This window comes from Streptomyces sp. NPDC034086, from assembly GCF_055575515.1.
In genome coordinates this window covers 540,476-553,333 of the sequence record NZ_JBVISM010000002.1, presented here as the reverse complement: position 1 = coordinate 553,333, position 12,858 = coordinate 540,476, and the positions used below count along the sequence as shown (strand labels likewise).

The 12,858-nt window shown below is 77.3% G+C and carries 7 protein-coding genes; all 7 read right to left on the bottom strand.

The genetic code is table 11. The annotated features are described in order from the left end of the window. Positions 1-56 precede the first annotated feature (56 nt). The gene (fxsT, locus tag ACZ514_RS07960) at positions 57-3,056 is read right to left on the bottom strand and encodes an FxSxx-COOH system tetratricopeptide repeat protein (protein ID WP_468173401.1); all 3,000 of its coding nucleotides are present in this window, start codon (positions 3,054-3,056) and stop codon (positions 57-59) included. Between the two features lie 87 nt (positions 3,057-3,143). Beyond that, positions 3,144-4,529, bottom strand: a complete 1,386-nt coding sequence (locus ACZ514_RS07955) for an HEXXH motif domain-containing protein (RefSeq protein WP_469124346.1) — start codon at positions 4,527-4,529, stop codon at positions 3,144-3,146. Continuing rightward, a complete protein-coding gene (locus tag ACZ514_RS07950) occupies positions 4,526-5,791 on the bottom strand; it encodes an FxsB family cyclophane-forming radical SAM/SPASM peptide maturase (protein WP_468173405.1) in 1,266 nt (421 codons plus the stop codon). The genes ACZ514_RS07955 and ACZ514_RS07950 overlap by 4 nt, the downstream gene beginning before the upstream one ends. 97 nt (positions 5,792-5,888) lie before the next feature. Beyond that, positions 5,889-6,098, bottom strand: a complete 210-nt coding sequence (gene fxsA / locus ACZ514_RS07945; protein WP_468173407.1) for an FxSxx-COOH cyclophane-containing RiPP peptide — start codon at positions 6,096-6,098, stop codon at positions 5,889-5,891. A 92-nt stretch (positions 6,099-6,190) separates the two neighbouring features. After that, complete coding sequence (locus tag ACZ514_RS07940; protein ID WP_469124345.1) at positions 6,191-9,568, bottom strand: SAV_2336 N-terminal domain-related protein; 3,378 nt, start codon at positions 9,566-9,568, stop codon at positions 6,191-6,193. A gap of 6 nt (positions 9,569-9,574) precedes the next feature. Then, positions 9,575-10,654: an AAA family ATPase gene (locus ACZ514_RS07935; RefSeq protein ID WP_469124344.1), complete on the bottom strand. Its 1,080-nt coding sequence runs from the start codon at positions 10,652-10,654 to the stop codon at positions 9,575-9,577. Positions 10,655-10,745: 91 nt separating this feature from the next. Further along, on the bottom strand, positions 10,746-12,809 hold the full coding sequence (locus ACZ514_RS07930; RefSeq protein WP_469124343.1) for a VMAP-C domain-containing protein: 2,064 nt from the start codon (positions 12,807-12,809) through the stop codon (positions 10,746-10,748). Positions 12,810-12,858 lie beyond the last annotated feature (49 nt).

Genomic DNA, 12,858 nt, shown 5'->3' with positions numbered 1-12,858 from the left:
CCTGTGAGGGGGCCGGGCCTTCCGGCTGTCCGGGGTGGGGCGGCGGGCCGCGTGCGCTACGGCTGGGGTTCGAAGTCCCAGTAGGGGCGGGTGCGCTGGCGGGCGGAGACGGTGTGGACGTGCTGGGGGCCGAGGGTGCGGGTGAGGGCCGTCAGGGCCCTGTCCTCGTGCGTGGAGGCCTCGCTGTCCTCGCGTACCGAGCGCAGGTCGGCGGCCAGGGCGGTGCGGGCGCTGAGCGCCATCGGGTGGTCGGGGCCGAGGACCCGTTCGGCGCCGCGCAGGGTCTCGCGGCTGAGTTCCAGCGCGGCTTCCAGGCGGCCGGTGATGTTGCGGTGCCCGGTGGCGTTGAGGGCGCAGCCCAGGGTCCAGGGGTGGTCGTCGCCGAGGGCGCCGCGCATGCCGACGAGGGCCTGTTCGGACAGGTTCAGGGCCTCGGTCCGCTCGCCCTGGGCGCGGAGCACCAGGGCGAGGTTGCCGACCGTGCCGATGCTGTACGGGTGGGCGAGGCCGAGCTGGGACTGGTAGCCGCGGACGACGTCCTCGGAGATCCGGCGGGCCTCCTCGATGTCGCCGTACTCGCGCAGGTAGGTGGCGTAGTCGGAGGCGACCATCAGGGTCCAGGGGAAATCGGCGCCGAACACCCGGGTGGAGCGTTCCAGGACGCCGCGCAGCCGGGCGCCGGCGCCGGGGATGTCGCCGGTGCGGCGCAGGCACTGGCCGAGGTTGTGTTCGGCGCGCAGGGTCTGCGGGTGGTTGGCCCCGAGGACCTGGACGTGCAGTTTGAGGCCCTGTTCCTGGCGGGCCAGGGCTTCTCGGTAGCGGCCCATCAGGCGCAGGCCCATGGCGCAGCCGATGCCGGAGGAGAGGGTGGCGATGTGCCGGACGCGCAGGACGCGTTCGCGGCGGCGCAGGGTGTCCAGGTCGGTGTCGTAGGCCTCCTGGTAGCGGCCGAGGAGGCGCAGGACGACGGCGACGTTGTTCTGGGCGCCGAGGGTGGTGGAGTCGTCCTCGCCGAGGAGTTCGCGGTAGGTGGTGAAGGCGTGCTCCAGCAGTTCCCGGGCCCGGTCGAACTTGGCGGTGCTGAGCAGGACCCCGGCGTAGGTGCTGGTGGCGCGGAGGGTTTCCAGGTCGCGGTCGCCGCGTTCGGCGAGGAGCCGCTCGGCGACGGAGCGGGCGAGGGTCTCGGCCTGCCGGAAGTGGCCGAGCATGCGCAGGGCGCCGCCGTAGTGGTAGCTGAGTTCGCGCACCTGGTCGTGGTCGTCGCCGAGCATGGCCCGCCAGACGGCGTCGGTCCGTTCCGACAGCCGCAGGCAGGTGTGGTATTCGCCGGCGAGGATCAGGTAGCGCAGGCAGTGCAGCAGGAAGTTCTGGATGCGGGGGTTGCTGCTGGTGAGCACCCCGGCGTGGTCGAGGTGCGGGACGAGTTCGGCGTAGCGGGGCCAGAGCCGGGAATCGGTGGGGCGGCCCGGGTCGGCGGCGGCGAGGACCCGGCGGACGGCGCGGGAGAGCTGTTCGGCCTCGTCCTCGGCGAGGTTCTCGCGGACGATGTTGTGGACCATGCGGTGCAGCTGGACGGTTTCCAGGCCGCCTCCCTCCTCGACGGAGAGGTCCGAGTACTCGAGGCGGACGACGGAGAACTGGACGAGCTTGTTGAGGGCCGCGTTCCAGCGGATCTGGTCGTTGAGGATGCCGGCGAGGTGCTCGGGGACGCCGTCGGCGGGGAATTCGCGCAGCAGGCGCAGCGGGACCCGGCCGGGGGCGAAGAAGACGAACAGCCGCAGCAGGGCGAGGGCGTCGGGGAAGTTCTCCCGGACGTTGTTGAGGAGTATGGCCAGCGCGGTCGGGAAGGGCAGCGGGTAGTCGTCGGAGAGGGTGACGGCCTCGTGGGAGTCGAGGCGGTTCTGGAGGAGGGTGAGGTACTCGCCGACGCCGAGCGGGGAGTCGGCGAGCCAGCCGGCGGTCTGGTCGAGGGCGAGCGGGTAGTCCTCGAGGGCTTCGGCGAGCTGGTCGGCCTCGTCGCCGGTGAGCCGGCGGGCGCGGCGGCGGATGAAGGTGACGGACTCGGGGCGGGCGTAGAGGGGGACTTCGACGAGGCTGGTGTGCCGGGCGGCCCATTCGCGGTTGCGGGAGGTGATGATGACGTCGCCGGCGCCGGAGGGCAGCAGGTCGGTGAGGTCGTCGGGGTGGTCGCAGCCGTCGAAGACCATCAGCCAGCGGTGGTACGGGGAGCCGCGCCGCAGCGCCTCCAGTACGGCCCGGATCTGCTCGCCGTAGCTGCCGGAGCCGGGGGGCAGGCCGAGCGCGGGGGCGAGGTCGGCGAGCCGCTCGCGCAGGGTGGGCCGGTCCTCGGCGGGCACCCACCACACCACGTCGTACTCGGAGGCGAAGCGGTACGCGTACTCGGTGGCGACCTGTGTCTTGCCGACGCCGGAGAGCCCGAGCAGGGTGACGGTGGAGGCGCCGGGCGGGGCCTCGGTGAGGGCGTCGCGCAGCCGGCCGATGACGTCGTTGCGGCCGGTGAAGCGCGGGTTGCGGCGCGGGACGCGGCCCCAGACCTCGGGCGGGTCGTTGGGGAAGCGGGGGCCCCGGCGGCCGCTCTCGGTGCCGATCCGGTCGGTGGGCAGCTCCAGCCGGCGCAGGACGCGGTACTCGGCCTCGTAGGCGTCCAGTCCCCACAGGTCGGTCTTCTCCAGCACGGCGACGGCGCTGGGCAGCGGGGCGTCGGTGAGGCAGACGGCGGCGAACATGCCGGGGTGGGAGGCGGTGACGGTGCGCAGGGCGGCGTTCCACTCCTCGTCGGTGTGGGTGCCGGCCGAGAAGAAGCGCTCGCTGAGCACCACGAGGACCCTGCCGCCCGCACGGGCCAGGTCGTCGAGGGCGGCGGTGAGGCCGGAGCCGCTGGGGTCCCAGCGCTGGAGGGCGACACGGTGTCCGTGCTCCTCCAGCCGGTGGGCGATCCACACCGCCCAGGGGCGGTTGAAGCCCGCGTAGCTGATGACGAAGCGCTGCGCGGGGGCGGCTCCGTCGCGTTCGTGACGCATGGCGGTACCGGTCATGCGGCCGTCTCCCTGGGGTCCGTGCGGTGGACGGGTGCGGGGCGGTGCGGAGGGGCTGGCTTGAAAGGTACCGCAGCGGACGGGGTGTCATACCCCCACGAACGGGGCGAGTTCGGGGTGTGCCTCGCACCAGGCGCGGCGTTCGCGCGCCAGGGCGCGGCGCGCGGCGGCGTGCTGGTCGCCGGGGGGCGGGGTGGCGTCCATGGCGCGCTCGGCGGCGGCCATGCCGTCGACGAACTCTCGGCCGCTGACGGTCAGTGCGGGGTCGGCGCGCAGGACGGGCAGGACGGCGGCGACCTGGGCGCGGATCCTGGCGTGCTGGGCCCAGGCGCCGCGGGCCCCGTAGAGGGCGGCGTGCTGCCAGTACCCGGCGAGGGCCAGGTGGGCGTAGGTGCCGTGCAGCAGCCCTTCCAGGGGGCGCGGGTCGGCGCGCCAGGGCGCCCAGTAGCGGGGGGTGCGGTCGGCGGTGTGCAGGGTGAGGACGTCGGCGAGGGCGGCGAGCTTGCCGTGCTGCACCTCGTGGACCAGCGTCGCGGCCAGGGCGGGCGGCGCCTGCGCACGGGCCAGGACGGAGCCGGCGGCGGCGGGCAGGGTGGCGCCGCTGGAGCGGGTGCCGCCGGCCAGCGGGACGACGGAGCGCAGCAGGCGGCCGGTCTCCTCGGCGCGCGCGGAGTCGTAGCGTTCCAGCAGGGTGTGCGCGCCGGCCCACTGGATGTCCCAGCGCCTGTGCCCCCTGGGGGTGAGCCGGCGGGCCGGGCGGACGGGGGCCGTGCCAGCGGCCGCGTCCTGGTCCGGGGGCGGGACCCGGTAGGGGTCGAGGTCGTCGAGGGAGGTCGGGCCGCCGCCGGGCAGGGCGTGCAGCGGCAGGACGTCGGAGGTGTCCCAGGAGCGTTCGGTCAGGGCGAGCCGGCCGGGGCCGTGGGGGCGGAGCAGGCCCAGGGTGGGCAGCACCAGGCGGCCGTTGACGGGCCGCAGGGTCATCTTGAAGCCGATTCCGGCGCGGAGCGCGGCGGCCGCCGCGAGCGCTCCGAGGTGCCCGAGGTCGGGCGCGGGGCCCTGCGGGGCGTGCAGGCGGCGCAGGGTCTCCTCGGCCCAGACGCCGGTGGCGGGGTAGTGCAGGACGTCCCGCACGGCCGCGGGGTCCTGGCGTTCGGCCTCCTCCAGCAGCGCCCAGTGCTCGGCGGTCTCCGCGCCGGGGGCGGCGTCCAGTACGGCGCGCAGCAGGAGCAGCCGCTTGGAGCGGCGTACGTCGCGTACGAGGCGGGTGCCCTCCTCGGAGGGTTCGGTGGAGGCGAGGGCGCGCAGGGTGTGGGAGCTGACGGTGAACCGGGCGAGGCCGGGCGTCCCGGGCCGCTCCGGCGGTGCGGTCGGCTCGGGCCGCTCCGGCGGTGCGGTCGGCTCGGGCCGTGCGGGAGTGCCGGGGGCGTTGCGCTGGGCGGGGAGGCCGGTGCCGGTGCCGGTGCCGTGGGTCATGAGGCGGCCCGTCCCGTGGTGGCGGCCTCGTGCAGGGCGCGGGCGATGTGCCGGATGACGGCCTGGAGGTCGGCGCAGTACACGGACGGCTGACGGAAGCCCTCCCCCGCCCGGTAGCGGTGCGGGTAGTGCCCGCCGCCGCACACCTCGACGAGTTCGCAGGCGCGGCAGTCCGCGGCGAGGGCGTCCCGGCCGAGCTGGCGGGCGGCGAAGCCGGGGTGGTCGAGCAGGTCGTCGAAGCTGTGCCGCTCCAGGGTCATGCCGGTCGAGGCGGCCCCCTCGTAGGCGGACTTCAGCGAGTCGGCCTGTTCGATGCTGCCGTCGGTCTCGACGACGGCGGTGGTGACGGGCGCCAGGCCCAGGGTCTCGGTGGCGGCGGGCAGACCGAGCAACAGGGCGATGACCTCCTCGAAGAGCCGGATCCTGGTGCGCCGCGCCCCTTCGTGCCACCAGCGTTCGAAGACGGCCAGGAGCCAGTCGGCGTACGGGGTCCCGTGCCCGGCGCGGCCGGGCGGCGGGCTGCTCCAGTTGCCCAGGGGCAGCAGCAGGCCGACGCTGGGCGGGGCGAAGGAGAGCAGGGACTCGTACGTCTCCACCGGGTCGTGGGCGAGGTCCACCACGCACAGCACCCCGGCGTAGCTCTCGGGGTGGCGGGCGAGCAGCCGCAGCCCGCGGGCGGCGGCGGCGAAGCCGGGGCGGCCCGCGTGGTCGACGCGGCGCCGGTTGTGGGCGGGCAGGCCCCCGTCGAGGCTGACGCCGACCCGGATCCCGGCCGCGGCCAGCGCGGCGATCCGGCCGGCGGTGAGCAGGGTGCCGTTGGTCTGCACGCCGGCGGTGACGCGGGTGCCCGGCGCCCGCCGGGCCACGGCGTCCCGTACCGCCTCGACGGGGGCGGCGAGCGCGGAGGGCGCGGCGAGGAGGGGTTCGCCGCCGTGCAGGACGAGGTCCACGCGGGGCAGGTCGTGGGCGGCGGCGTGCTCGGCGATCCGTTCGGCGGCGCGCAGGGCGGTGGCGGGGTCCATGACGGCGGGGCGGGTGCGCCAGCTGCGGTCGGCCATCTCGTAGACGTAGCAGTAGGTGCAGGCGAGGTTGCAGCGGCTGTGCGTCTTCAGCACGAACTGCCGGATGGGCTGCGGACGGTGGCCCGCGGCGCGCAGGCCGGGGACGTCGAGGCGGGCGTACGGCCAGCGGGCGTGGCGGGCGTGACCTGCGAGGGTCCGGTGCGCGGGCAGCGCGGGACCGCTCGTGATCGCTTGGCTCATCGCCTGTACCTCTCCCCTGCGGACGGTCCATCCCTGCCCTCCGCACGGGCCCGGCTAACGGCGGAAAGTGGTCAACTCCGGCACGGGGCGGCGGCCGTCAGGCGACGCCCGAGTCGAACGCGTTGAGGATTTCGGCGGGGTGCGTGACCCGGTCCACCAGGCCCGCGATGACCTCGGCGAGCACGGGGTGGTCGATCCCGCGCAGCGCCGCCAGGTCGAGGCCGGAGAGGTCCGGGAGCCCCGGTCCCGGCCCGGGGCACGGGCGGGCCGGCCGTGGTGCTGCCGCTTCCTGACGTCCGGTCATCATGGGCTGCCCGTCCCCTTGTCGTGTGTGGTCCACTGCCCTCTTGCCGTGTGCGGTCCACTGCCCTTTCCCTGCCCCCGGCGCGGGGAAACGGATCAGGTGCCCGCCTCCAGGGCCCGTACGCGCGCCCGGACGGCCCGGGCCCGTTCCCCGTCGGGGGCGCCCTGGCGCTGCCAGAGCTCCAGGGCGCCCCGGTAGGCGTCGAGGGCGGCCCGGGGGCGGGTGAGGCGTTCCAGGACCTCCCCGCGCAGCTCCTGGGCCCGGGCCGCGAGCCGTAGGGCGGGGCCCTCTCCCGGTCCGTCCCGGTCGGCTTCCAGCGCGGCCCGCCAGGCCCGCCGGTAGGAGTCCGCCGCACGGTCGAGGCGGTCGGCGGTGTGGGTGTGGACGTGGATCTCCTGCTGGACGTCCCCGTGTTCCCGCCAGGCGCGGGCCCGTTCCAGCGGGCCGTGGCTCTGCCGCACGGCCAGCTCCAGCAGGTACTCCGCCTCCCGCAGGTCGACGAGGTCCCCCTCGTAGGTGTGCCGCAGCCGCAGCCCGGCGGCCAGCCTCCGCAGCCGGTACGCCGCCCCGGGGTCGGACTGCGGCACGGCCGCGCGGCTCTCGCGCAGCACGCGTACGGCGGTGGAGGCGAAGCGGCGTCCGTCGGCGGCCCGGGCCCGGTCCAGGAGTACGTCGCCCCACTCGGGCAGCAGTTCCCCGAAGGCCTCCCCGTCCCGGGGGATCAGCCGCCGGGCCCGGCCGTAGGCCTCGGCCGCCGCCTCCAGGGCCGCCGGGTCCGCGTCGCGCGCGTACCGGGCCCGGTGCACCCGGGCCAGGCACAGCAGGGCGGCCAGCCGCAGCCCCGACTCCCCGGCCGCCTCCTCCAGGGCCCGCGCCAGCTGTCCGGCCGCCTCCTCCAGCCGCGCGGGCAGGTACCGCAGCGCCCCGCCCAGTTCGACCCGCGCCCGCGCGGCGAGGCGCCGGGCCCCGTCGGGGGGCGGGGCGGGGGCCGCCGGGGCGGCGGCCGGGCAGGGCGCGGAGGGCGGGCGGCGGCCGGGGGCCGCTCCCCGGCCGGGGGCCGGGCCGGGGGCGGCCGGGGTGCGGTGCGGCGGGGGCAGCAGGAGGGCGAGGGCCGCGGTCAGGGTGGCGGCCGCGCGTTCCGCCAGGGCGGTGCGTTCCACCGGGTCCGGGGTCCGGGGAAGGAGGGCCACCAGGACGCGGCCGAGGTTCAGCAGCAGTTCCGGGTCCGCCGCCGCCGGGCCGGAGGCGAGCGGCTCCAGCGCGGCCCGCGCCTCGTGCAGCGGCCCGGGGTCGTCGCGCAGGGTGCTCAGCCGCAGCAGGGTCCGGGCCCGCATGACCGCGCAGGCGTGGCGCAGCTCCGGACCGGCGGCGGCCGCGGCGGCGAACTCCCGGTCGGCGGCGGCCAGCAGCTCCGGCGCCGGTCCCGCGGCCACGGCCCGTTCGTACAGCACCCGGCCCAGCGCGGCCCGGCCGGCCGGGGTGCGGAGCCCGGTGACGGCCCGTTCGGCTTCGGCGAGGAGTCCCGGGTCCCGCTGGACGGCCCACAGCCGCAGCAGCACCCCGGCGAGTTCGGTCTCGGCCTCCCCCGGGGGGTCGCCGGGTCCGGGCGGGACGGCCACGGCCCGCCGCAGCAGCGCGGCGGACTCGTACAGGGGCCGTGCGTCCGCGTCGGGCACCCCCGCCGCGAGCCGCTCCCGGGCCGCGCGGACCGCCCAGGCGCGGCCCGGTGTCGGTTCCGGTAGCGGGACGGGCGGCGCGGGTGGGTCCGGGGTCTCCTCCGGCGGGCCGGGCAGGTAGCGGCGCACGACCTTCGCGGAGACCTGCGCGAAGGCCTGCGGGAGCTGTCCCGGCGGTACCCGGCCCCCGTCCCACCCGGCGTCCGGTCCGGGCGCGGGCGCGGAGTCCGCCTCCGCCGCGGGCACCCCGGTGAGCTGCGCGACGGCCAGGGCGGGGAAGTTGCGCACGCCCCGGCCGAAGTGCGCCCGTACGTACTCCGAGCAGTGCTTGAGCACCAGCGCGGCCTCGTCCCGCCCGAGCGGCCCGAGCAGCACCTCCTGCACCCCGGGCACGAACTCGTACCACTGCCCGGGCGATTCGCCGCTGCGCCGCAGCAGCCCGCTCAGCAGGACCTCCGCGAGGTCGGAGGGCTCCGAGTCGGGCAGCATCGTGCGCTGCACCAGCCGCATCACGGGCAGGGTCAGCGGGGCCGCCGACAGGTAGACGGCGAGCTGGACGGCGCCGGGCCCGGCGGAGGAGCGGAAGCGGCGCACCAGTTCGCGCGGCGGCCGGGCGGCGCGGGGCGGGGGCACGGGGGCGGCCGGGTGGCGGGCGAGGACGCGGCCCACGTCGGCGGGCACGGGCCCGGTGCCCAGTCCCGCGACGAGCCGCGCCCACGCGCCGAGGGCGACGGCGTTCGGCGGCAGCACGGGCACGGTCAGGCCGCCGGCGGGCCGCCCGGGCCGGGGCGGCCGCTCGGGCCGGAACCTGAGCCTCGGCCCGCCGCCGGTACCGCCTCCCCCGCCGGCCCGTTCCAGTACGCCGCGCTCGGTCGGCAGCCAGCTGCGGCTCCACAGCCGCTGCGGCAGGGGCTGCACGACGGCGCACGGCGCGCACTCGGCCCACCGGTGCAGCAGCCGCTGCGCCTCGCCCTCGCGCCAGAGCGGCCCGGCGCAGTCGGAGACGACCATGGTCAGGGCCCGCCCGGTGGGGTCGCGCAGCTGGTCGCCGGAGCGCAGGCCGGGGCCGGGCGCGGGGCCGCGGCCGACGGCGGCGGTGCCGTCGGGGAGCCGGTGCAGGTGGTGGGCCTGCACGTCACGGAAGGCGCCCAGGCGTTCGCACACCAGCCGCAGGTCCTCGAACATCTCCCGCCACACCGCCATGGAGGGCGAGGCGTCCATGACCAGCCGTACGGTCGCCTCGCGCCGGCTGTCCGGCCGGAACACGGGGATGACCAGTCCGAGGGCGCGGGCGCTGGCCTCGGCGGTGGCCGCCTCGTCGAGGACGGTACGGGCGGGGCGGCCGGGGGGCCGGTGGCGCTGGAGGGCGCGCAGGGCCCGCTGGATCTCCAGGATGCGGGGCAGCGCGGCCGCGCCGGGCACCCGTACGGGGACCCCGCCCGCGACGGGGACCTCGGCGGCCGCTCCGGTGTCGGGGGCCGGGCGCTCCCGGGCCGGGTAGAGCCTGACCGGGTCCTCGGGCTCCGGTTCCGCCGGTTCCGGCTGCGGGGGCGGCCCGGCGGTGCCCGGGGGGCCCGGGGGGCGCTCCGGTCCGCGGGGCGCGGTGGAGGCATGCTCGGGGGAGGTGCCGGGCCGGGCCGCCGCCCTGCCGGTACGCCCGGCCAGCCACAGCGCGTCGGCCAGTTCCTCGGCGGACGGATCGAGCCCGGCGGCCCGCAGCAGCCCGGCGAGGGCCCGGATCTCGGTGTCCGCGCCCCGGGTTGCGGCTCCGGCGTGGAGGCCGGGTTCCTGGGACACGGCCGCTCACCTCGGGCGGTCGAGGCGCTGGATGAGCAGGTCCGCGAGGCCGTCCCGGCTGGGCGGGGCGGCGTAGTGGGTGAGGTAGATGGCGTTCAGCAGCTGGTCGGCGGCCAGCAGCTCGGAGCGGGAGCGGCTGAGGAACTCCCGGATCAGGTCGGCCCCGAGCTGGGCGGCCTCCTCGCCCAGGTGCGCCCGGACCATGGTGGCGAGCCGTTTCTCGCCGGGCTGGCCGAGCTTGAGCTGGATGCAGCGGCGCAGCAGCGCGGCGGGGAAGTCCCGTTCGCCGTTGCTGGTCAGGATGATGAAGGGGAAGGCGCGGCAGCGCACCCGCCCGTCCCGGACGGTGACCTTGGCGCCGTCGTCGGTGAGCACCTGCACCTCGGGCTCGGTGTCCGCGACGCGTTCCAGCTCGGGAAGGGTGAACTCGCCTTCCTCCAGCACGTTCAGCAGGTCGTTGGGCAGGTCTATGTCGCTCTTGTCGAGCTCGTCGACGAGCAGGACGCGGGGGCGTTCGGTGGGCAGCAGCGCCGTGCCGAGCGGGCCGAGCCGGATGTACCTGCCGATGCCGGGCGCGGTGCCGGCCGCCGGGCCGCCCTCGCCCGCCGCCCCGCGCGCGCCGGCGGCGATCTGCACGTCCTGGAGCCGGGCGAGGGCGTCGTAGCGGTAGAGGCCCTCCTGGAGGACGGTGCGGGAGACCACCGGCCAGCGGAGCACCCGGCCGAGTTTCAGCTCGTGGGCGACGGCGTGGGCGAGGGTGGACTTGCCGGTGCCGGGGTAGCCGGTCACCAGCAGGGGGCGGCGCAGGTAGAGCGCGGCGTTGACGGCTTCCAGCTCCTCGGGCTCCGGCCGGTGCAGTTCGGCGGCCTGGCGGTGGGCGCCGAGGCGGCGGGCCACGTTCCCGTCGGGGGCCGCGGCGGGCCCGCCCGGATCCAGCACGGGGCCACCGTCGAAGTCCCGCCAGGGCGGCGGGTCGGGCAGGGCCGCGATCCCGTCGTGGGGTTCGCCCACGCCCCGGTAGATGAGCCATTCCTCGTTCACGGCCGCTCCCTCCCGCGAAGCCCGCACCGCCGGCACCGCCCGCATCGCCCGTACCCCTCGTCGTGCCCGCACCGCCCGCACCGCCCGCACCGCCCGTACGGCCCGCACCGCCCGCCGGTCCGTTCCGGGCCCCGCCTCACAGGTCCCCCTGCAACGGCTCGTCCTCCGGCAGCGCCCGCGCCGGGTCGTCCCACACGAGGGTCAGCCCGGCCGCCCAGTAGGCGTCGGGATCCGCCCCGTACGCCCGTCGCCGCAGGGCCTGGACGCGCTGCGGCAGCACCGCGCCCCGTCCCGCCCCGGCCAGTTCCTCCCGCAGCCCCCGGTGGAAGGGGGCGCAGGAGACCCCCGGGTCCGCCGGGGGCCTGCGGCACACCACCACCCCGTAGCCGGCGTCCCGTACGGAGTGCAGCGCGCCGAGCGTCGGTTCGGTGTCCGACGCCCCGCAGAGCACCGGGACGGTGTGGTCCAGGAGCCCCGCCAGCCATCCCGGCGAGGGGCTGCGGGGGCGGCCGCGCAGGCAGTCGGCCCGCTGGCCCAGCAGCGGTCCCGCCTGCACGCGCGCCCAGCGCCCGGCGGAGACGGTGTCCCCGCCGAAGCGGAACACCACCGGCCGCTGCACCCCGACCGGGGTCCCGCCCGACACGGTCCATTCGTCCACCGAGAACCCGAACAGCTCCGGCGCGACCGCGATTTCGAGGAGCGCGGCCGCCTCGTGGGTGTCGCACCGCCGGAACCCCTCGGCGAGCGGGGCGCGCAGCACGTCGGGCAGGGCCGCCGGGGTGGCCCGTACGCCGGCGGCCACGGGGGTGACCCGGCCGGGGCGGGCGGGGCCGGCCAGCACCGACACCCGCCAGTCGTAGACGTCCTCCCAGCCGTGCGCCCAGGCCTCCAGCAGCACCGAGGGGCCGGGCGGCAGGCCGCCGGAGCTGCGGACGGGGCCGTACGCCTCCCGGCCGGCCGCGGCGCGCCGGCGCCTTTCCCGCTCGGCGAGGCCGCGCTCGTGCCGCTCGCCGAGTTCCCTGCGCAGCGGGCGCCACAGCCGCTCCGCCGTGGCCCGTACCCAGTCCCAGAGCTCCTCGTCCGCGCCCGGGGCCGGCGGCTCGCGGTAGTCGGCCACGCTCACGCCGGTCGCGTACCGGAGCATCGCGGCGGCCTCGCCGCCCGCGCCGGGCGGGTCGTGCAGCAGCCCGAGGCCGTCGCGCCAGGTGAGGGGGGCGGGCAGGGTGGTGTCGGGTTCCTCGCCCCGGGCCTGTTCGGCGAGTTCGCGGACGGCCTCCGAGGAGACGGGCGCGGGGAGTTCGGCGAACAGCCCGCACAGGGTGGTGCGCTCGCCGGGGGTGAGCCGGCCGCGGCGGCCGTACGGGTCCCCGTCCCCGGCGGGCAGTTCGTCGTGGACGTCGGTCCAGGTGCGGCGGCTGTCGAGGTCGCTGAGGTGGCGGTCGAAGTGGTAGAGGTCGTGGGCCTGCATGACCCTGCGGTAGAGGCCGCTCCGGCCGTTCGCCGGCGCGGGCAGGGTCCGCAGCTGGGCCACGGACACGGCGACCCCGCCGCCGCCCCCGTGCCGGCGGGCCTTGACGATCCCCACGACCTCCCCGCGCGTCAGGTCCACCACCGGCCCGCCGGACATGCCGGCCTCGATCTCGTCGTCGTCGCCGAGGCGGATCGCGGCGCCGCCCGCGGCGATGCCGCGCAGGCGGGTGGTGCGGCCGGTGATCTCGCGGACGCCCAGTTCCTCGGTGCAGCCGAAGTACGCGGCCTCGTCGAGGCGGGGCCTGGCCCGGTCGGTCAGCCAGACGCAGGCGTGGGTGACGGGTGCGAGGACGCGGACCAGCGCCAGGTCGGGCAGGTCCCACAGGGCGCGCCGCCCGGGCCGTCGCTCGTCGAGCCGTTCGGGGAGTACGCATTCCACCCGGCCGGTGACCGTCCCGGTGGCGCCGTCGCCGCCGGGGGAACCCCCGGAGAAGAAGGTGATGCCGATTTCACGCCCGGTCAGCCGCACGGCAGCACCCCCTTCGCCGACCACGTGCGCGCACGTCAGGACCCAGCCCGGGGCGATGAAGAACCCGCTCCCCCACGTCGGCCCCGTCCCAGGGCTCTCATACCCGTCCGGGGGCGCGTGGACGCGTACGGTGGCGGCCCGGACCAGGGGTTCCAGGAGCTCGAAGGCGCGCGCGGATCCGGCCGTGCGCCCGTCAGGCATCCCTGGTCCCCCGTTCCCCGCTCGCCCCGTGAAGGGCGTCCACCGTAGC